The organism is Shewanella baltica, from assembly GCF_900456975.1.
GTDB lineage: Bacteria > Pseudomonadota > Gammaproteobacteria > Enterobacterales > Shewanellaceae > Shewanella > Shewanella baltica.
The window spans coordinates 4975261-4997137 of sequence record NZ_UGYM01000002.1 but is presented as its reverse complement, the minus strand read 5'-3'; the positions used below and the strand labels follow the sequence as shown (position 1 = coordinate 4997137).

Below are 21877 nucleotides of genomic sequence, written 5' to 3'. Positions count from 1 at the left end.
TTATAAAACCTATCCGTTCCACAAGAATAAATTGAAATTTACAGTGAATCCCCAATAAAAATGATCAATAACTGAGAATTGTCGATGAATTTAACAGAGGTCATACACAAAGAGTATTCTCAGTGTTTGACCCCATTAAATAACTTGCGCGGTAATTCATACGAAATACTGAATCTTAACTCATTCGCTTAGCCATGACATGATTCGGATTCAATTGCAGTAAATCCCATAAGTTACCGTAGAGATCTTTAAACACGGCGACTGTGCCATAGTCTTGTTCTTGCGGCTCGCGCGCAAACTCCACGCCATCGGCGACCATACGGCGATAATCACGCCAAAAATCATCGGTATTCAAGAATAAGAACACCCGCCCACCCGCTTGATTACCAATAAAATCGAACTGCTCTGGCTTAGAAGCCCGCGCTAACAAAATAGACGCGCCCTTAGAACCCGGTGGGGCAACAACGACCCAGCGCTTATCTTGCTCGGCTTGATAAGTGTCTTCGACTAATTCGAATTTTAATTTATTCACATAAAAATCAATCGCCTCGTCGTAATCTCTTACGACCAAGGCGATATGCACTAGAGCTTGTTTCATGGCAACCTTAAATCAATCCTATTTGGTCACCAGTTTACAGGTCATTTCTGGTGCTTCGTAGCCCCAAACCACTTTAGCTTCGCCTTGATGTTCCCATAGGCTTTCATTGCGGCCTTGATACTTAGCGCCGCTGCCGCTGGGTTGCACAAACATTAATGAAGTACTATCACCATGTTCAGCAATCAGGGTGGCAGGTTCGGTTTTAAAATAAGTCACGACCACTTCGTTAGCTGGATTGCCGTCACAGGCATAAAACACTGGGCCGGTCATGTCGACTAAACGATATTGTGCCTGCAGTTCGGCAATGCGGGTTTGATAGCTAGATTCAATACACGCGTGCTTATCGTCGCTCTTCCAGCACTCATTACGGCCTTTCACCCAACCACGCTGCATCGCTTTTAAAGTCGGTGGCTGTTCATTTTTTGCTTTTTCAAGCGCTTGGCTGTAAACCTCAGCTAACTGATTATCGAGTTGGCTCAGTCCCGCATCCTTACAAACCATAGCTTCGATACTGCCCGCATTGACTTTTGCGCAGTTAAAGGAAGGCGCATCGGCCGCCATGGCGCCTGTACTTAACGAACTCACCATCACAACGGCGGCGCAATACCTAGTGAAGCCCAGTCGATTATTCAACATCTTATTGATTAACTTTACCATCTCAATTCCTTTATATTCTGTGGTTTACTTCAACGCTTGCCATAGCTAACCCTAGATCGGCTTAACCTAACCTGACTCAAAGAGCCATGCCTTAAATCGCACTCAAAATAGTGTAAAAATCGTGATTAAATTCACCATTATCTCGACCCCACAAGCACTTCATTCTAGTGCTAACAATCAAACTCGGCGAGGAAAATGCAACGGCTTAGCAGCCCGTGTCCACCAGCCTGACCGGACACATTGCCGGACACTCTCGCGCTATCTTGGCGGCGGCCAGCGGACACTAAAATAGCCATTACATTGATAAGTAATATGAAATTTTTATGGCACAGATTCTGCTGTGGCAGGCTAATGCAACTCTGGCATAACCCGCCGATCCACATAGCCATACAAGGAAGCACTATGAATACACGCACTCAACTTATGGGCGGTCTATTTATTCTCGCTCTGATCCCAACCGCCATTTGGGCGACTCAAACAAAGGGCCAAACAACGAGCAACAGTGCCGATGGAGGTATATCAGTCATCAGTAAATCGGTGCTCAGCCAAAGTCAGCCAGATTTCTCATGGATTTATGTTCAGCAAGATGGCGAGATGACTATCGGCGCTGGCCACAGTGACGATTGGGAACAGCTGGAGCGCCAAGGTAATCCTTATCATGCCGATTATCTGTGGGTGAAAACCGCAGGAACGCCTTACGTGATCACAGATCCCGCCATAGTGGCGCAAATCAAAACCGCCATCATGCCTATGCAGCAACAGGGAGAAAAAATGCAGGCGATAGGCGAACAGCTGCAGCAAAAAGGCAACGCGATCAACAGTCAAACTCAGCAACTTTTACTCAATGTTGCGACCGAGAATGAAGATCCTAAGATACAGGTGGAGATCGACAGTCTGAGCGCATCGATAGACGTGCTTGATCAACAAATGAATGAGCTAGGCAAAGTTCAGGAAAGCCTTTCCAATACCGCAGAGAAGGAAATTGTCAGCCTCGCTCAAGCAGCCATTAAAGCGGGCACGGCGATAAAGGCACCTTAAACTGCCTTTGGAAAATAGCCAGCGCATTTGCCAACTGGCTAAAAGCCGCAAGATCCTGAGACAAGCTTCCTACGTCAGTTGCGCGTAATGCTGATTTAACCGAATCACAAAACGGTTAATTTTAGCATTACGCGTGATAGTGGTTGAATTTTCGAGCGAAATTGACTATTTTCACGCCGCTTGTCACTTCACTAGGAAAAGGATCAACATGGAACAAGTTATTACCGCAACCGCAGGGAACGATAATCCGATTCAAATGACAGAAATTGTCTATTCGAAGGAAAAATCGCTATTCACTCTGTTAGCGATTATCTCAGGGATCGTCTGGGCAGCATTGATCATAGGTACTTTGGGCATGGCCCTGCTCTATGTGTTGATGTTTTTCATTATTTATCTTTTCAGCCACTCCGCTTTTATCAGCTACCTAAAAGGTACAGCTGTCGAAATCAATGCAGAGCAATTCCCTGAATTACATAAACAATACTTAGCATGCTGCGAACGTTTAGAAATGAAAGAGCCACCACGGGCTTACTTGTTGGCCGCCGATGGCATGCTCAACGCGCTGGCAACCCGCTTCCTCGGCCGTAACTATATCGTGTTGTTTTCATCGATTGTGGATGCGCTTGAGTCCGATAAAGATGCACTTAACTTCTATATCGGCCACGAATTAGGCCATATTCGCCGCAATCATATTGGCAAAGCACCCTTTTTAGTCTTCGCCACTTGGTTGCCTTTAGTGGGCGCGGCTTATTCTCGCGCCTGCGAATATACCTGTGATCTCCACGGGTTACGTTGCTGCAACAGCTTACGCTCTGCCACCAATGCCGTCGCCGTTTTAGCCGCTGGCGTAGAGCAATGGAAACGTATGAATGTAGATCAATATATCCGCCAAGCTCGCGAATCGAGTGGTTTTTGGATGTCACTGCACGAGCTTAACGGCAGCTATCCTTGGCTGACTAAGCGTATGGCAAGAGTCGACGCTAAAGCGCAGGGAACTGAATACACGCCGCCATCACGCAGTGCGTGGGCATTTGTATTTAGCCTCTTTATGCCACGCATGGGCACGGCAGGCGGTGGACTCATTATTTTTGCTGCGATTATTGGAGTTGCCGCCGCAGTTGCGTTGCCAGCATACAAGCAATATCAAGAAAAGATGAGTGCAGCCAGCAGCTATGAAGCCCCGGCTGCAACCGAAGCGACACCAGCAGCCATGACAGTGCCTGACGCGACACTCGCCATTGCCAGTATCGATCAGCAGCACCAAGCATTAACGCCGATCACCGACATCTTAGTTGGCTATTATCAAACCAACCAAGCATGGCCAACTGAATTAGATGCCCTAAAGCTGACGGACGAGCAGATTGCGACATTTAATTTGTACACAGATGGCATTGTCGGCTTTGTAGGAAGCGAAGCCCTCGGTGATTATCAAGGCTACGAAGTCTATCTTTCGCCACAAGTTGATGAGCAAAGCAATATCACTTGGGTTTGCAGCAGTAGCGACATTCCCGACGAATATCTGCCGCTAGATTGCCAAGGCTAAGCCTGAGTTAACTCAATTAGACATCGACTGAAGGCAGCTTTCCTGAGGAAGTTAATTGTATTTCCAAAGGAGATAGTAAAAAGGCACAAACATAAGTTTGTGCCTTTTTCAGTTTTACGCCTCAGCGAAAATCAATCGCTAACGCTGGATCAGATAACGGATAGTTGGTCCATTCTGCTCAATTTCCAACACTTTATAACCATGATTTTTAGCGTCGAGAGGAATATTGTTGATGGACTGCGGACAGTCACTGATCACCTCGAGGATTTCACCGGGCTTTAACTTAGGCATAGCTTCAAGGGTGGCCACTGCAGGATAAGGGCAAGGTTCACCGACCATATCGAGTTGATAATCTGGAACATATTGATTCATTACGCCGCCTCCGCTAGCAATTGTTCATCACGCTTCGCCTTGCGAGCAAAGAAACGTTTTTCCCATAGCAACATAGCGCCAAAGGAAAGTCCCAGCAGCACATAGGTCAGCAATAAGCCGCCCCTATCACCAAAGCTGGTCAATAAATTCACTTTGTCCCAGTTGGTCGCTAAGGGTTGAGCTAAGTCATCCCAGTAATACGCCAGTAAAGTCGAACCTAACACGTTGCCTAAACCGACCCACCAGAAATGCACTTGGCCTTCGACTGCACGGTACATCCAGCCCGTTTCACAACCACCAGCAAGCACAATACCAAAACCAAAAAGCAAGCCGCCGATCACCGCATTAGGACCCGCCCACATAATTTTAGGTGGTACCCCCAGTTGCACATAGCTATAAATGCCAATAGCACTCACCGCCATACCGAGAATAATCGCCTTAGCCATATGAGTACGACCAGTGATCCACATATCACGGAACGCTGAGGTAAAGCAGATTTGCGCCCGTTCAATTAACAGACCAAATCCAACTCCGCAAAGCAATGCGATACCGAGTTTAGGCGCATTGAACATAGTCAATAAGCCCCAGCCGACGATGCCGACAAACACTAACATACCGATGCGAAAACGTCGTCTGGCTTGATTTTCATCCTGCTTAATCGAAGTCGCTTTATTCACCTTCTTAAGCTTTACCGGAATACGGAACATAGGCAGTAAGGTAAACCTTGCACCAAAGTAAGAGCCCGCAGCGGTCGCCAAGGCAAAAAACCAAGCATGTAAAGAGAACTGAGGAATACCCGTGAAGAAGGCGGCAAGGTTACAACCCATAGCCAAGCGGGCACCAAAGCCAGCAATAATGCCGCCGATCAGTGCCTGAGCAATACGGATACGGCTCTGTGGCATACGCAGTTTGACGTTATTGGCCCAAAGCGCAGCAGCAATACAACCACCAAACATACCGATAATCATCATGCCGTCGATACGATCTAGAGGAGAGCCCTGCAGACCTATCACTTTGAAATAGCCCCAAGTTTCTGGTTCTGCACCTAAAAACTGCAGTAAATGACCACCCCAACGAGTGAATTCCCCAGTAACGGCCCAGAAGGTTCCGGTCAAACCAAAATAGTAAGTAGAAAGGATACCCGCAGCGATAACCGCTGGCATAGGTGCCCAAAAACGGACTAAATATTCTTGTTTAAATTGTTGCCATGTCATGTCATTACCCTAATGAACGAGACTATAAAAAATAAGCGCAATGCGCTTATAACCTGTGTGCCAGAGTGATTGAAGTCGTTCGACAACTTCAATCTCAAGTGGCCTCACGCTTAAATGGCTTTAGCTAAGCTGACACACTGCTGCCCCAACAGGCGATAACCGTGGGTGTAAAGCGTTGCCCTGCCATTACGGCAAAAACCGATAAGCGTGATATTGCTTTTCTCTGCTAATTCCAACGCCAGTGAAGTCACGGCGGACATAGCAAACAGAATTTGGATATTGGCACTAGCGGCCTTTTGCACCATCTCAAAACTCGCGCGACTGGTGAGCAATACGGCCACTGGACGTTCCACATTTTGAGCGGAAAAGGCGCCAATTAGCTTGTCTAGTGCGATATGCCTGCCTATATCCTCATAGGCGGCGATGATCTGTCCTTGATGGTTAAGCCCCATGGCCGCATGAGTGGCGCCCGTCAGCTTAAAATGTTGTTGATTATCTTGAATTTGCCCAAGTGCAACCTGTAAGTGTTCGATATCGAATCTGGCATCTGAGTCCACCCGCATCACAGGCTTGACGGCCTCTTCGAGCTGGGCGACGCCGCACAATCCACAACCTGTGCGTCCTGCCATATTCCGCCTTTGCTGCTTGAGTTCCATAAAGCATCGTTGGTTGATTTCCACTTGGATCAACACACCTTCACTGGTGAACTCGAGCTCCACCCCTTTGATATCATTGATATGGGAAACGATACGTTCAGATAACGTAAAACCAATAGCGAAGGCTTCTAAATCTTGAGGACTCGCCAACATCACGGTATGCGCTATGCCGTTATAGACCAGTGCGACCCGCACTTCATTAGCTAAGTAGTCAGTCAGCTCAGATGCGTGCCCATGTTCTAACAAGACTACGCTTCTTTCGGTAACCACTTCATGTGAATGATATTCCATAGCGCCCCTTTAAAACTATAAAACCAAATAAAAACAATTAGTTTGATAACAATTTAAGACTTGCATCACAAACCCATAAACTAAATAAGAATCGCCTTGAATCATCCTTACGCATTTTCTACTATCCCTAAGTCTTCTATTGGAAGAACGTCGTCTCCGGTGAGACGTCCGGATTTCAAATCCGGGTAGGGCTGCCAGCAGTCCTGGGTAGGTTCGACTCCTATGTTCTTCCGCCAATTCTCATGGGAGAAAAAAAGCTCCGCGTCACGAATTTCCCGGCTATTACTGCGATATTTCCTACGGGTAAAACCACTTCTGTCAAAAAACTCAAGCAGCTGAATGCTGACCTTGCGGCCAAGGCCAATCAGATCCTTAAATTCTGCGGTTTCGAGCTTGCCGTGGGTGTCCACATGCTCACGCACCAGATTGGCGTAGTGGCACAACTGCTCACTCAGCAAATATCTGTCCTTCACCACAGCGGTAATAAAGCCCTGTTGCACCAGTTGAAAGCACAGCAATCTGAGTTTGGCGGGCTCGAGTTCGAGATATTCCCCCATCTCAGTCACCCACACAGGGGACGTTTGCTGCGCCAACCAAGGAGCCAAGCGTTGCCAGCACTGCTGCGCCTCGCTATCGAGGACAATTCTGTGGTCCGCCAACTGCAATAGAGCGCCACGCAATACCATGCGTCCCTCTTGGCACAGCGTATCAAGTACTTTATTGGCTAATTCGGGCGGCAAAGCGCTATGGCTCATGCGTTGCAGGCGATTACGTCCAAGCCCAAGTTGGTCGGGATGCTGTTGATGGAACTCGCTCAGTAAAGTAATAAACTGTTGTTTTTCTTGCTCAAGTAAACGTGTGGCCACGGCAAACTCGCCAAGACGGACTAAACCCGCTTGGGCTAAGAGCATAGCCAGCCCTTCGTCGGTTAATTGCCAACGCCACGCCACTTCAGCAAGTTCTAGTGCCTGAGTTTGCCCGAGTAAAGCCACCACATGGGCAGGATTATCCAAGCGCGCTAATTGCTGTAATCTCGCGACTCGTTCAGGCGTACGCTTCTTACGATTGGGGACTTTAATTGCTAACACTCGCCCTGCACCTAAAGTCTGTTTGCCGCCAATGTGTCGCAGGACAACGCGGTCGTCTTGACATAAAAGTAGCGGCTTTTCGAGTACCAACTCTGCTAGATAACAACCTTCTGCATCAGCTTCATTTAAGAGCGAAACTCGCCCTAAAGTATGATCAGCGCCATGGTGACAGTGAACATTTTGCCAATGCACCAAGGACTCAATACCTAATAAATCGAAGACTCGAATATGCACCACAGGGCGGCTACAGAGCTCGGCTTGAGGCAAGCTGCTTAGCCAATCGCCGCGCTTGGGCGACCTATGGTTATCAACTCCGGTTAAATTGAGTGCTACACGTGTCCCCGTGACGGCCCTTTGGGCTTCTTGTCCCTGACAATGGATGCCTCGAACTCTCAGCTTGGCCTTTTGTCCTGAGCTAAAAAGACTATCACCCACGCACACATTGCCGCTGATCACTGTGCCCGTAACCACACAACCTGCACCCTTCACACTAAAGGCGCGATCGAGCGTCATCCTAAAACTGCTGGCATCCTCAGCCCGCTTAGACTCCTGCTCAGCTAAATCAAGAATATGCGCCTTAAGTGCGGCCACACCATTGGATGCTAAGTCGGCAGTTTCACTTGCCGACACCTGAAAAACACCACTGGACTCAATGCCATACTCGGCCAGCAAAGTGAGTCCATCGGCGACAAGCTGCTCAGCCATATCACTATCAACCAGATCCCGCTTAGTCAGTACTAAGGTCAAACTGTGCAAAGGTAAAAGCGCAAGAATTTGCAGATGCTCACGGGTTTGCGGCATAACGCCATCGTCACAGGCAAGCACGAGTAAGGCATGGCGAGCATGACTCACACCCACCAGCATGTTGTTGATAAATTTTTCATGCCCAGGCACATCAATAAAAGCAAGCCGCGAACCATCCCTAAGCGGCATAAACGCATAGCCGAGATCAATCGTCATACCGCGGCGTTTCTCCTCCGGCAGACGATCGGTATTCATCCCAGTCAAAGCGTGAATAAGTGTACTCTTGCCATGATCGACATGACCCGCAGTTACAATGATCACAACTGCATACCTAAGATGCTCAGCTCGGCAAGTAGCTCGGCTTCGCTATCAAGACCGCGTAAATCCAATCTGAGTTGATCGTTACTCATGCGACCTATGACAGGGCGTGCCGCCTGCTTAAATTTTTGTTCTAACAAACTTAAACTGCCGCCATCGAGTGCAGTAAAACACAGCGCCACTGAGGGTAAAAAAGTGTCGGGCTGCGAGCCACTGCCGACCTGTGTTTGGCACTCGACTAACTCAATGCGATAACAAGGCTCAAAGTGAGCTGCCAAAGCATGCTGTAAGCGATGACCAATCTGCCATAACGTCTCTTGGCTACAGGCAAATTTCGCCATAATGGGCAGCTCAGTGTCTAAGGTTTCAGGGTTAAGATAGTGGATTAATGTTGCCTCTAACGCCGCCAAAATCAGCTTATCGCAACGTAGGGCACGCTTTAGTGGATGACTCTGTAACTGCTTAATCAGCGACTGTTTACCGACAATTAAACCCGATTGAGGACCGCCCAATAATTTATCGCCAGAAAAACTCACTAAATCGACTCCATCTGCTAGCATGGCTTGGGGCGTAGGTTCTTGCTTTAGGCCAAAGCGGCGCAGATCAGTAAGTGAACCGCTACCAAGATCCGAAATGAGTGATATGCCACGCTCACGGCATAACTGACCCAGCCTTGCCTCCTCCACTGCGGCAGTGAAGCCACTGATATGATAATTACTGGTGTGGACCTTCATTATTGCAGCGGTATTTTCAGTAATCGCCTGCTCATAATCCTTAAGATGTGTCCGATTGGTGCTGCCGACCTCAACTAAGGTGCAGCCCGCTTGGCGCATAATGTCAGGGATACGAAATGCGCCGCCAATTTCCACCAGCTCACCACGGGAGACTATGACTTCTTTCCCCGCAGCCACCGCAGAAAGCATCAACAACACAGCTGCGGCATTGTTATTCACGACACAACAAGCCTCGGCACCCGTTAAGCGCTGGATTAAAGCACTGATCGCATTATCCCTGTGACCACGTTCACCTGCCGCAAGCTCAAACTCCAGCGGTGTGGGGTAGCGCATAACAGAAGTCACGGCTCGAATTGCCGCTTCTGACTGCTGCGCTCGGCCAAGGTTGGTATGCAGTATGGTGCCAGTAAGATTCCACACAGGTATTAAGCTGTGGCTGTAGTCTTTAGACAGTTGATCAACCAAACATCCGTACAATTGCGCAATCTCGCCACACCATGTCGGCAAACGGCGCTCACTGCCGATTAAGCTTCGCGCAGCCTTTAACTGGCTATCCAGCGCCGCCTTTACTGCCACTTTGCCGTAGGACTGCTGCAATACCACAAAACTAGGCTCTGCAAGTAGGCTATCCATTGAAGGCAAAGCTCGGTACAGAACTTGTAGTGTTTCAGGTGCTTGGGTCATCATCTGTGTCATCTTGTTTAAGTTATTGCCATTTGTTGAATAAAAAGCAGGAAGGGATCAGCAACCCGACTCCCTCCTGCATTGACGTTAGCTATTTGGCTTACGTGGTTTCGTGGGCCAGTAGTAGTGGGTTCAATGTTGTCGCCCCAAAGCCTTTGGCATTTAGCTCACTGTCTAACATCAAGGTCGCGAGATCGTCAGCCGCCACATCCATAGAAGGTGACATTTCAACAAACATCATCTTGGTGTAGCCATGACATTCATCGCAGCTTTCGATCCGCACTTGAGCCTGAGCATCATCTAGCGACCAAATCGTCATCTCTTTGTCCTGACCGCAACTGGTGCAATGGGCGCGAATGTAATGCCATTCGCTTTCACACAAACTGCAATGCAGGTAGCGCAAACCAGCGCGGGGCTGATCGACAATCACGCTAGCCACGGGATGACATCCACATACGGGGCACATACTCTGTTGCGCCACCTTACGTTGATCCATCCGCTTGATGACCATAGGTGCCCAATGCGACCAGTAGACGCCCATCGCCGCCCAGATGAATAAGCTAAAATGGGCCGGCACTTCACTGACATGTCCTTGGCGCAGTGAACGCCCCCACAAACTCAGCTGCTCTGGAGATTGCTGCATCAGCAAACGCACTACCCGAGCAATGGATTCATCCACTTGCGGCAACAAATCACTTAGCAGTTGTTGTAGCAGTCCTTGCCAATAGCTATCTGCCTCTGAGCCCAACAGAGAAAGCGGAGTCGCCTCATCTTTCCCCCAAGCGAGCAGCTGACCGAAGTCAGCCTCCTCCGCCAATTTGGCCTGTATAGAGACCAGACGGCGGCACAGCTCAAAGTAGTCAGCCAGCGGCGAGTCCTTGGCCAATGACAGCAAACGATGCACCCTTCTGTGATACACAATTTGGGGATCTGCCGCTTTTAACGGTTTAAGTTCCAGCGGCGATTCGCTGCCGGGGACCAGAGGTATCTCGGCTGTATGACTCATTATTTTTTCTCCACGTCCGAATGTTCATCCAACATCACAGGGTGATGCTTACGGCACCAAGCCTTAGAGACCTTGCCGTAAAGCATGCCCGTTACCGACCCTTCCACCCATGTCGCCATCCAGAAATGCACCATCACAAAAATCAACATGATGAGCGCACAAATGGCGTGCAACAGAATGGCCCAACCCACCACAGTGGCGGAGAAATAGGGCGCAAAATAAGGCTGCCACATGATGATCCCCGTCACGGTTAAAGTGACAGACGTCAGCACGAAGGCGCGAAACAATACCTTTTGCCCTGGATTGTAATGACCGATAGGCGGGATTTTCTCCTCGTTCTCGAACATCACATCCTTAATGGCGAGCATCCAAGCGAGGTCGTGTTTTTCCCATTTGTTGTGTTTGTAGTAACGCACCAACATCAACATCAGCGGTAAGCACATCATCAAGCCCGCAATGGGATGAATGAACTTCGCCAATTGCGGTGTGCCCGCTATCGCCCCCAACCATTGAAACGACGGATAAAAGAAGGAAAAGCCAGTGAGAAAGGTCACTAGACCAACCGCCACAATGAACCAATGACAGATGCGATCGAACAGCTTGTGACGCACTATCATTTCTTGCTTATCATGCTTGCTCATTTGTCGCCCTCCTCTTCCTGCTTAGCCTCTTCCTCTGGCGGTTGATAACCCGGCTGGTCCTCTTCCACTATGTTGCGACCGACGGTGATCTTATGCAGACAAGCGACAGCGGCAGTGGCAAGAATGCCCATAGTGCCTAAAGGTTTGACCCAGTCTTGCCACAGAGTCAGTGACAGCGGGATCTGCGGGTTATCAGGCATGTTGTAGCTTTCGGGCTGATTGATATCGTGCAATATCATCATCATACCCGTACCACCTACGCCCTCAGGGTTATAGAGTCCTGCCTTAGCGAAGCCCCTTTCCTTCAGTTCTTCAACCCGTTTTTGCGAGTAAAACAACATGTCCTCACGGGTGCCAAAACGCAGCGCCCCTGTGGTACAGGACTTAACACAGGAAGGTTCCAATCCCACGGCCAAACGGTCAGAGCACATAGTGCACTTGTAGGCCTTGTTGTCCTTAGGATCGATTTTGGGCACATCGAAGGGACAAGCACTGGCGCAATAACCGCAGCCGATACACTTGTCCGAATCGAAGTCCACCACACCATTGGCGTGCTGGATAATCGCGCCCGAGGTCGAACAGGCAGTTAAGCAGGCAGGGTCGGCACAGTGCATACAGGCCGAGTGGGTAAATTGCCAACGCAGCTTGTTGCTTTCCATCACCTCATGGAACTCCATCAGGGTCCAACATTGGCCCGATAGTGACATAGGGTTTTGGTAACTACCTTGGAACGTGCCCACTTCTTCCCGTAAATCATTCCACTCAGAACACGCCACTTGGCAGGCTTTACAGCCATTACACTTAGTGGCGTCGAACAGCTTGGCGACCTTTTCTGACGAATTACGCCCCTTTGCCGCAGGCGTCACCGCTGAAGTACCGGAGCGGCGGATAATGTCTTGTGATGCCATAATCAGAGCCCCTTCGCTTTAGTGATGTTAACCAAAAATGCTTTGAACTCAGGCACCTGTGTATTTGCATCCCCCACTTCCGTGGTGAGCACGTTACAGGAGTAACTCTTACGAGTGAGCGCATTATGGCTGCCATGACGGGGTAACCCGACGGTATGAACTAACTGACCATTCACCTTTAACGGCTGCAGACGTTTAGTCACTAAAGCTTTGGTTTCAATGCTGCCACGTTTAGAGCTGACAGTGACCCAATCCCCATTGGCGATACCTTTTTCTGCTGCCAACATTTCATCGATTTCGACGAAGGTTTCCGGCATAGAAATCGCTGCCAAACGGGCATGAGTAGACCAAAAATTAAAGTGTTCAGTCACACAGTAAGTGGTTGCCACATAAGGGAAGTCCTTATGGGAACCTAAGGTTTCCTTCACACCCGGTAGCATACGTACCGCAGGGTTACTGGTGACCTTGTGTAACGGGTTCACCCCAATAGGCGACTCCATAGGCTCGTAGTGCTCAGGGAACGGACCTTCGGCCAACAACTTAAGGGCAAAGAAGCGACCCACACCTTCGGGTTGCATGATGAAGGGACCTGCGGATTCCTGTGGGGTTAACTTCATATTGAAGTCGCCCACATCGATACCATGCCACTTACCATCAACCCACTCGACGATAGTACGTTTAGGATCCCAAGGTTTGCCGTTGATATCGCAAGAAGCGCGGTTATACAGCACACGACGGTTGGCTGGCCACGCGAATGCCCAGCCCGGAGTGACACCTTTACCCGAAGGATCATGGTTGTCGCGGCGAGCCATCAAGTTGCCCTCTTCGGTCCAAGAACCCGCATAAATCCAGCAGGCGCTAGCAGTACTACCATCAGCTTTGAGTTCAGAGAAGCTACTGAGCTGACGCTGAGTCACGAGATCCTTACCGTTAAGCTCACGAGCAACTTCTTCGGCATGCGGCGAGTAAGGATTATGGTAATCCCAACTTATCGCTTGCACTGGCTCAGGCAATTTACCACCCTCTTGCTTATACAGTTCACGCATGGCCATTAAGACACCGGAGAGGATCTCAGCATCTGGCTTGGCTTCACCCGGCGGGTTAGCGCCCTTCCAATGCCACTGCATCCAACGTCCAGAGTTGACGATGGAACCTTCTTCTTCGGCAAAACACGTCGTCGGTAAGCGGAACACTTCAGTCATGATTTCAGCGGGATTCACCTCGTTGAAGCCATCGGCGTTTTGCCAGAAGGTTGCGGTTTCCGTTGCCAAGGCATCCAGCACCACCATGAACTTAAGATTACTCAAGGCTTTGAGTACCTTATTGCGGTTCGGCATAGAGTTAATGGCGTTAACACCTTGGATAATGTAGCCATTCACTTCACCGTGGAAAGCCATGTCTAAGTGCTTAGTAAAGTCGTACTGTTTATCCCACTTAGGCACCCAGTCATAACCAAAGTCGTTTTCAACCGTGGCGTTATCGCCCCAGAAGCTCTTCATTTGTGAAATAAAGAATTTAGGATAATTTTGCCAATAGTTGGTTTGACCCGGACGCAAGGCGACAGGCGTGTAACGATCGAGATAGGTCTTAAGATCAGTGTCTTTTTCACTCGGTAACTTCAAGTAACCAGGCAAGCTTTGGCACAATAAACCCATATCGGTCGCGCCTTGCACGTTAGAGTGACCACGCAGTGCGTTAACGCCACCGCCCAACACCCCAATGTTACCCAGCAGCAACTGCACCATAGCCATAGAGCGAATGTTCTGCGCCCCTTTAGTATGGTGAGTCCAACCTAAGGCATACATAAAAGTGGCGGCCCTATCGTGGGTATGAGTGCTGCCAATTTGCTGGCAAACCATCTCATAGTCCGGAATCGGCGTACCGGTAATATTGCTTACTGTTTCAAAGTCATAGCGATCTACATGTTGCTTCATTAAGTTCCACACGCAACGTGGATGCTCGAAGCTAGGATCGACTTTCGCGTAACCCTGTTCGTCTAACTCGTAGTACCAAGACTCTTTATCGTAGCTATCTGTTTCTTCATCGAAACCACTGAACAGACCTTCACTAAAAGAGAAGTCTTCGCGCACTATGTAACTGGCATTGGTATAAGCCTTCACATAGTCGTAGTTCACTTGTTTGGTTTCAATAAGATAGCGGATCACCCCGAGCAGGAAGGCGATATCTGTGCCCGAACGGATCGGCGCATAATAATCGGCCACAGCGGCGCTACGGGTGAAGCGAGGATCGACCACCAAAAGTTTAGCGTTGTTATGTTGCATCGCTTCTGTAACCCAGCCGAATCCGACAGGGTGAGCCTCTGCAGCATTACCGCCCATGATAATGATCAAATTAGAATTTTTAATATCGATCCAGTGGTTGGTCATGGCACCACGTCCAAATGTCGGAGCAAGACTTGCTACCGTTGGAGAGTGTCAGTTACGCGCAATAGTATCGATTGCAACTAGGCCCAGTGCCCGTGCAAATTTCTGGGTGATATAGCCGCCTTCGTTCGGCATCGCCGACGAGGTCATCATCCCAGTGCTAAGCCAACGGTTAACCGTCGTCCCGGCAGAATTCTTTTCAATTAAGTTAGCATCACGATCATCTTTCATCAGGCGGGCGATGCGTTGGTAAGCTTCGCTCCAGCTGATACGTGTCCATTCATTGCTGCCTGGTGCACGGTACTCTGGATATTTAAGACGATTGGGACTATTTACATAATCCACTAAACCAGCGCCTTTAGGACACAAGGCCCCACGGTTAACTGGATGGTCTGCATCCCCTTCGATATGGAAAATACTCTGTTCGGCGTTCTTGCCATTACTTCCTTTGCTGTACATCAGCAATCCGCAACCCACTGAGCAATAGCAGCAGTTATTGCGGGTTTCTTTCGCGCTAATGAGTTTGAATTCCCGAACGGCCGCATAGGCCTTTTCGGACATCAATCCCAACGCAGAAATTGCTGAGGTGGCAGCTCCGGCAGCACACAGTCTAAAAAACTGGCGTCTGTTCATTGCGTCCTCTCACACTCTTGTCGTTATGAGTCTAGTGGTTGCTGTGATGAAAATTGCAACCGATCGAGTGGGCCACTTAAAGACCACACTTAATTTAAGATTATCCTTAAAGAGGAAATAGATAACAAATAATGACATGAGATCGAGATCGCAAATAATCAATCACAAAACTTAAATCTAAATAAATAAATAATATTGAAATTAAAAACTTTAAATAATGTAAAAAACACCAAATTAAAGATTTAAAGTCCAAAAATACCAAAAGGACAATTTGTCTAGCGATGCAGGTCCATATTGTCCCACAACCTAACAATATGGTTATTAAAAATAGTTTTAGATATTAAAATGTGTATAACGATGGCGGATAAAAACACAAAAGTGACGGTTTATTGAGGGGTAAGTAGCCACTGAAATTGACAATGTAAAGATCAGCGCAAAAAGTGCAGAGTCGGCGGTGTTAAACACACCAAAAGGGCAAAGATGAGGATCGAGCTAAAAAGGGGAAACACTCAATAAAAAGGCATAAGCAATCCACTTATGCCTTCGTTTTGTTTTATTTCAGCAGTTATGTTTAGCAAATTGGGGAGTGAATCCTGAGTATTTCAGCAAAAGCGCCCCAATACGCCCAACTCAACCGAGTCAACAACGGCTTAGTCGTTTACTCACTCGGAGCTAAAACGCTTAAAAGCTGGCTAGCGTTCCTGCTGGCAGGTAAGCGTTAAAGCTTGCTGTGTATAACAGGTCTATCGCGGCTTCGATATCTGGCGCGAAATATCTGTCTTTATCGTAATAGGCGACGACTTCACGCAATTCAGTTTTGGCCTTAGCCACCGCAGTACTTGGAATTAAAGGTGCGCGGAAATCTAAACCCTGCGCCGCCGCTAACAATTCAATTGCCAGTACACCACGGGTGTTTTCACTCATATCGCGTAAACGACGGGCCGCAAAAGTCGCCATAGAGACGTGATCTTCTTGGTTAGCAGATGTCGGTAAACTGTCTACCGACGCTGGATGGGCGTAGGTTTTGTTCTCGGATGCTAAAGCTGCCGCAGTGACTTGAGCGATCATAAAGCCTGAGTTCACGCCGCCGTTTTTCACCAGGAAAGGCGGCAGTTTCGACAGGCTAGAATCGATTAACAGTGCGATACGACGCTCGGCAATAGAACCCAGTTCGGCAATTGCAATCGCCAAATTATCCGCCGCCATCGCCACAGGTTCAGCGTGGAAGTTACCGCCTGAAATGATATCGCCTGTGTCTTGGAACACCAGTGGGTTATCGGTTACGCCGTTGGCTTCAGTGCCTAACACATCGGCCGCATGGCGAATTTGCGTTAAACAAGCACCCAACACCTGTGGCTGACAGCGCAGTGAGTAAGGATCTTGCACCTTTTCACAGTTTGCATGGCTCACGCTGATCTCAGACTCCTCGCCCAATAGATGACGGAAAATCATGGCCGAATCAATTTGGCCTTTCTGACCACGGGCCGCATGGATGCGTGAATCGAACGGGCTACGACTGCCCATAGCCGCTTCGACGCTCATGGCGCCGATCACTGAACTTGCCGCAAACAAGTCTTCGGCGTGGAATAACCCTTCCAGCGCTAGCGCAGTCGAGGCTTGTGTGCCGTTAAGCAAAGCGAGCCCTTCTTTGGCCGCTAAATCGATTGGCTTAAGGCCGGCTATTTCTAAACCTTCGGCGGCAGAAATTAACTCACCTCGATAGCTCATCTCGCCTTCGCCCAGCATAGGCAAACACATGTGCGCCAGTGGCGCTAAATCGCCCGAGGCACCCACTGAGCCTTTTTCTGGCACACAGGGATACACTTCGGCGTTCACTAAACTGATTAAGAAGTTAATCACTTCTAAACGAATGCCCGAGAAGCCACGGCTTAATGAATTGATTTTTAACACCATCATCAAGCGCACTGTGGCGTCTTGCATGTATTGGCCCGTGCCAGCGGCGTGCGACAACACGATTGAGCGTTGCAGCAATTGCAGATCTTCGGGCGCTATCTTGGTATTGGCCAACAAGCCAAAACCCGTGTTGATGCCGTAAACGGTGCGCCCTTCATCTAACACTTTTTGCACGATTTGCGCGCTGGTGTTGATGTCAGTAATGGCCTCTGGCGCGAGTTCGAGTGTTAGCTTATGGCGGCTGATTTCGCGTAATTGCGCTAGGCTCAAGCTGCCCGGCGTTAACACTAAGTGATTCACAGATTTCATATTTTTAGCTCCAAGCTTTTAGTTATTATTGTTATTTAGTCGTTAGCATCGGCTAGTCTTGCATAGGTAAATCGAGGCCCTGCTCTTTGGCGCAGTTTTTCGCAATCTCGTAGCCCGCATCGGCATGGCGCATCACGCCTGTCGCTGGGTCATTCCACAGCACACGGCCAACCCGTTTTGCTGCCGCGTCGGTTCCGTCACACACAATCACCACACCCGAGTGTTGGCTAAAGCCCATGCCGACGCCGCCGCCGTGGTGCAGCGACACCCAAGTTGCGCCGCTGGCGGTGTTGAGTAGTGCATTCAATAATGGCCAATCGGATACCGCATCTGAACCGTCCAGCATAGATTCGGTTTCGCGGTTCGGGCTGGCAACAGAGCCAGAATCTAAGTGGTCGCGACCAATCACCACGGGCGCCGACAACTCACCATTTTTGACCATTTCATTAAAGGCCAATGCCAAACGGGCACGATCTTTTAAGCCGACCCAGCAGATACGCGCAGGCAGACCTTGGAAGGCGATACGCTCGCGTGCCATGTCTAACCAGTTGTGCAGGTGTGGATTATCTGGGATCAGTTCTTTGACTTTAGCGTCGGTTTTGTAGATATCTTCAGGATCGCCAGATAACGCCACCCAGCGGAACGGGCCAATGCCTTCACAGAACAGCGGACGAATGTATGCAGGCACAAAGCCAGGGAAATCAAAGGCGTTTTCAACGCCCATCTCAAACCCCATTTGGCGAATGTTGTTACCGTAATCTAAGGTAGCTGCGCCGGCAGCTTGCAAATCGAGCATGGCTTGTACTTGCACCGCCATCGAGGCTTTTGCCGCTTTCACCACGCCCGCTTCGTCGGTTTTACGCATGGCTGCGGCCTCTGCCATAGTCCAACCATGCGGCAGATAACCGTTTAATGGATCGTGGGCCGAGGTTTGGTCGGTTACAACATCAGGGGTAACGCCGCGCTTAACCAGTTCGGCAAACACATCGGCGGCATTCGCTAATAAGCCCACAGATACTGGCTTGCCAGCTTGGTTCGCTTCTTCAATCATGGTTAATGCTTCATCGAGCGAAGTAGCTTTCTTGTCAACATAGCGGGTGCGCAAACGGAAATCGATGCGGGTCTCGTCGACTTCACAGGCTAACACAGAGAAGCCCGCCATAGTGCCCGCCAGCGTTTGCGCGCCGCCCATACCGCCTAACCCGCCAGTGAGGATCCATTTACCTTTGGAGATACCCTCAAAGTGCTGTTTCGCTACAGACACAAAGGTCTCGTAGGTACCTTGAACTATGCCTTGAGTGCCTATGTAGATCCAAGAACCCGCCGTCATCTGGCCATACATGGCTAAACCTAGCTTATCTAACTCGTTGAAATGCTCCCAGTTAGCCCAATGTGGCACTAGGTTTGAGTTAGCGATTAACACGCGCGGCGCATCGGCGTGGGTGCGAAATACGCCCACAGGTTTGCCCGATTGCACTAATAAGGTTTCGTCATCTTCGAGGCGTTGTAAGACTTCGATGATTTTGTCGTAGCAATCCCAATCGCGGGCGGCGCGGCCGATACCACCATAGACGACTAAGTCTTCTGGGCGCTCGGCGACATCTGGGTGCAAGTTGTTCATTAACATGCGCATTGGCGCTTCGGTCAACCAGCTTTTGCAGCTTAATTGTGTGCCATGCGGTGCAATAATGCGGCGGCTTGGGTCGTGTCGCTTGTCCATTGAATTTTCCTCTTTCAACCTGTGGTGCTAACTCGTATTCGCTAAGTCGCTAATACGGGTTAGCACTATTGTTTTTATTGTGTTTTTATCTTTTAACTTATAAAGGTACAGCTATTGGAGTGACTGATTTACATCGGTAAATAACGCCACTGGCGCTACTTGCTAAAAGTTAAGTGGCCGCCGAGTTTAAAGCGGCTGCCGGGGTGAACTAACTTGGCAAAACTCACCACGCCTTGGCGTGACCAAGTGCGGCGTAAAATCTGTAAACAGGGCTCAGTCGCAGGGATCTCGAGCCTTTGCTGTAATTCGGCGCTGGCGATAATCGCTTCAATCGTGTGATGCGCCTCGGTCAACGGTGCCACTTGGGATAAATATTCGTGGGGCGTCTGCAAGGTAAAATCCTGCAATAAATAATCGGGCACCAACTCGGGATTCACGTAACGCTCCTCGACTTGCAGCGGTAAACCCTGCTCGCAATGCACTAAGATCGAATGGAATACCTTTGCACCGCGCTCAAGCCCAAGGGAAATTGCGATAGTTGTACTGGCAACGGTTTGTTCTAACACCCATTGCTGTACGCTATAGCCGTGGCCGCGGTCTTTAATCTCATCGGCAATATTGCGAATCGCCAACATAGATGACTGGGATTTTCGCCCAGCCACAAAGGTGCCAAGCCCTTGGGAGCGTTCGAGTACGCCGCTATCCGTAAGCTCGGTTAACGCACGTCGTGCCGTCATTCGGCTGCAGGTAAACAAATCGGCCAGCTGATTCTCGGAAGGCACGCGGGCGCTTTCTTCCCACTCGCCCGACTCGATAGAGGAGATAATGTATTGTTTAATTTCTGCAAACTTAGGAATAGCCAAAACACTTCCTCTTAAATTCAGCTTCTTGTTCCTGTGCCCTTGCGAAAGTCATGCTTGCTAAAGTGGCACTGACGCAGGCGACAAAGACACGGGTCTGTCATGCCACTTTCAAACGGTGAAAATAGCGGCTACAATCCTAGCTTGTATATACAAGTAAATACAAGCTAGCTCACATAAATTTAATAAACCGTTAATCACTTGGTTAACATCTGCCAGCACAGCGAGGGGAATACATGTCTTGGGATCAGGTTTGGATTGACGTTAACTTAGCCACAATGGACCCTTCCATATCAGCACCTTATGGCGCGATCACCAACGCGGCTATCGCAGTTAAAGATGGCAAAATTGCTTGGCTTGGCCCCCGCAGCGAACTGCCTGCCTTCGATGTTTTGTCCATTCCCGTTTACAGAGGCAAAGGCGGCTGGATCACCCCAGGATTGATTGATGCCCACACCCACTTAATCTTTGCCGGTAATCGCGCCAATGAATTTGAGTTACGCCTACAAGGCGCGAGTTACGAAGAAATTGCCCGCTCAGGTGGCGGCATTATTTCAACCGTTAAAGCTTGCCGCGAGGCGGATGAAGCAGAATTATTTGAACTCGGCCGTCAGCGCTTAAACGCCCTAGCCAAAGAAGGGGTGACTACGGTTGAGATCAAATCAGGTTACGGCTTAGATACTGAAACTGAATTGAAAATCCTGCGTGTCGCCCGCGAGCTCGGCAAGCATCACCATGTAGATGTGAAGACCACATTCCTTGGCGCCCATGCGATTCCGCCTGAGTATAAAGACAACAGCGACGGCTATGTCGACTTAATTATCAATAAGATGCTGCCCGCAGTGATCGCCGAAAACCTTGCCGATGCAGTGGATGTGTTCTGCGAAAATATCGCCTTTAACCTTGAGCAAACCGAACGGGTACTCAGCGCAGCCAAAGCGGCGGGCTTAGAGATTAAACTCCACGCCGAGCAGTTAACTAATATGGGCGGCAGCGCACTGGCCGCACGTCTTGGCGCTAAGTCTGTAGATCATATTGAATACTTAGATGAAGCAGGCGTTAAAGCCTTGAGTGAAAGTGGCACCTGCGCCGTACTGCTGCCAGGCGCGTTTTACTTTTTGCGGGAAACCCAAAAACCACCTATCGATTTATTGCGTCAATACGGCGTACCTATGGTGCTCGCCAGCGACTTTAACCCAGGCTCATCGCCCATCTGCTCGACCCTGCTGATGTTGAACATGGGTTGCACCCTATTCCGCTTAACGCCCGAAGAAGCGCTCGCGGGTTTAACATTGAATGCCGCCAAGGCACTTGGGATTGAAGAGAATGTTGGCAGTTTAGTTGTTGGCAAACAAGCCGATTTTTGCCTGTGGGATATCGCCACTCCAGCACAATTAGCCTATTCCTACGGCGTCAATCCCTGCAAAGATGTAGTGAAGAATGGCAAGTTAGTACACCAATAGAATGCGCGTACTCGCCGCAAATGTGGCATAAGTAGCAAATAGAATAAGGTCGCAAAATCAAACTTGGCGACCTTATCTTTTTTAATAACTCGGTTTGTTTAA

General features: G+C 49.3%; 16 protein-coding genes, 1 tRNA gene and 1 pseudogene. 4 read left to right on the top strand and 14 right to left on the bottom strand.

Going from position 1 to position 21877, the window contains the following annotated elements:
- Nucleotides 1-175: 175 nt before the first annotated feature.
- Both DYH48_RS22280 and DYH48_RS22275 read right to left on the bottom strand, forming a co-directional pair.
- Nucleotides 176-598 (bottom strand): VOC family protein, encoded by a 423-nt coding sequence (locus DYH48_RS22280; protein ID WP_006083714.1) that lies wholly within the window; start codon nt 596-598, stop codon nt 176-178.
- Nucleotides 599-616: 18 nt separating this feature from the next.
- Entirely contained in the window at nt 617-1255 is a 639-nt protein-coding gene (locus tag DYH48_RS22275) for an MliC family protein (RefSeq protein ID WP_115335954.1), read from the bottom strand.
- A gap of 402 nt (nt 1256-1657) precedes the next feature.
- Here DYH48_RS22275 and DYH48_RS22270 point away from each other — a divergent pair, with 402 nt between their 5' ends.
- Together DYH48_RS22270 and DYH48_RS22265 are read left to right on the top strand one after the other, a co-directional pair.
- The gene (locus DYH48_RS22270; RefSeq protein WP_115335953.1) at nt 1658-2293 is read left to right on the top strand and encodes a hypothetical protein; all 636 of its coding nucleotides are present in this window, start codon (nt 1658-1660) and stop codon (nt 2291-2293) included.
- Between the two features lie 208 nt (nt 2294-2501).
- Entirely contained in the window at nt 2502-3836 is a 1335-nt protein-coding gene (locus tag DYH48_RS22265) for a M48 family metallopeptidase (RefSeq protein ID WP_115335952.1), read from the top strand.
- Nucleotides 3837-3974: 138 nt separating this feature from the next.
- Here DYH48_RS22265 and yedF read toward each other — a convergent pair whose 3' ends face one another.
- The 3 genes from yedF to fdhD form a co-directional block, all read right to left on the bottom strand.
- Nucleotides 3975-4208, bottom strand: coding sequence for a sulfurtransferase-like selenium metabolism protein YedF (yedF, locus tag DYH48_RS22260; RefSeq protein WP_006084883.1), 234 nt, complete (start codon nt 4206-4208; stop codon nt 3975-3977).
- Nucleotides 4208-5422: a selenium metabolism membrane protein YedE/FdhT gene (gene yedE, locus DYH48_RS22255; RefSeq protein WP_115335951.1), complete on the bottom strand. Its 1215-nt coding sequence runs from the start codon at nt 5420-5422 to the stop codon at nt 4208-4210. Before yedE ends, yedF begins: the two co-directional genes overlap by 1 nt.
- A 110-nt stretch (nt 5423-5532) precedes the next feature.
- Nucleotides 5533-6369: a formate dehydrogenase accessory sulfurtransferase FdhD gene (gene fdhD / locus DYH48_RS22250; protein ID WP_115335950.1), complete on the bottom strand. Its 837-nt coding sequence runs from the start codon at nt 6367-6369 to the stop codon at nt 5533-5535.
- Nucleotides 6370-6510: 141 nt separating this feature from the next.
- Here fdhD and DYH48_RS22245 point away from each other — a divergent pair.
- Nucleotides 6511-6605, top strand: a tRNA-Sec gene (locus DYH48_RS22245).
- 93 nt (nt 6606-6698) lie between these two features.
- Here the strand turns inward: DYH48_RS22245 and selB are convergent.
- The 9 genes and pseudogenes from selB to hutC form a co-directional block, all read right to left on the bottom strand.
- Nucleotides 6699-8522 (bottom strand): annotated as a pseudogene (gene selB, locus DYH48_RS24150) (selenocysteine-specific translation elongation factor); the annotation flags it as partial.
- Nucleotides 8519-9940 carry an L-seryl-tRNA(Sec) selenium transferase gene (gene selA / locus DYH48_RS22235; RefSeq protein ID WP_115335949.1) on the bottom strand — a complete coding sequence of 474 codons (1422 nt, stop codon included), beginning with the start codon at nt 9938-9940 and terminating at the stop codon, nt 8519-8521. The pseudogene selB and the gene selA, both read right to left, overlap by 4 nt.
- Before the next feature lie 97 nt (nt 9941-10037).
- Nucleotides 10038-10943, bottom strand: coding sequence for a formate dehydrogenase accessory protein FdhE (fdhE, locus tag DYH48_RS22230; protein WP_115335948.1), 906 nt, complete (start codon nt 10941-10943; stop codon nt 10038-10040).
- A complete protein-coding gene (locus tag DYH48_RS22225; protein WP_006084873.1) occupies nt 10943-11584 on the bottom strand; it encodes a formate dehydrogenase subunit gamma in 642 nt (213 codons plus the stop codon). The genes fdhE and DYH48_RS22225 overlap by 1 nt, the downstream gene beginning before the upstream one ends.
- Complete coding sequence (fdxH, locus tag DYH48_RS22220; protein ID WP_011982053.1) at nt 11581-12492, bottom strand: formate dehydrogenase subunit beta; 912 nt, start codon at nt 12490-12492, stop codon at nt 11581-11583. Before fdxH ends, DYH48_RS22225 begins: the two co-directional genes overlap by 4 nt.
- Before the next feature lie 2 nt (nt 12493-12494).
- Nucleotides 12495-15509 (bottom strand): formate dehydrogenase-N subunit alpha, encoded by a 3015-nt coding sequence (fdnG, locus tag DYH48_RS22215; protein WP_147287780.1) that lies wholly within the window; start codon nt 15507-15509, stop codon nt 12495-12497.
- Between the two features lie 681 nt (nt 15510-16190).
- Nucleotides 16191-17732, bottom strand: coding sequence for a histidine ammonia-lyase (gene hutH, locus DYH48_RS22205; protein WP_115335946.1), 1542 nt, complete (start codon nt 17730-17732; stop codon nt 16191-16193).
- A 52-nt stretch (nt 17733-17784) separates the two neighbouring features.
- Nucleotides 17785-19452, bottom strand: coding sequence for a urocanate hydratase (hutU, locus tag DYH48_RS22200; protein ID WP_115335945.1), 1668 nt, complete (start codon nt 19450-19452; stop codon nt 17785-17787).
- Between the two features lie 155 nt (nt 19453-19607).
- Nucleotides 19608-20315, bottom strand: coding sequence for a histidine utilization transcriptional repressor HutC (hutC, locus tag DYH48_RS22195; protein ID WP_115335944.1), 708 nt, complete (start codon nt 20313-20315; stop codon nt 19608-19610).
- Nucleotides 20316-20548: 233 nt separating this feature from the next.
- Here hutC and hutI point away from each other — a divergent pair, with 233 nt between their 5' ends.
- On the top strand, nt 20549-21775 hold the full coding sequence (gene hutI / locus DYH48_RS22190; protein ID WP_063881898.1) for an imidazolonepropionase: 1227 nt from the start codon (nt 20549-20551) through the stop codon (nt 21773-21775).
- Nucleotides 21776-21877: the final 102 nt, after the last annotated feature.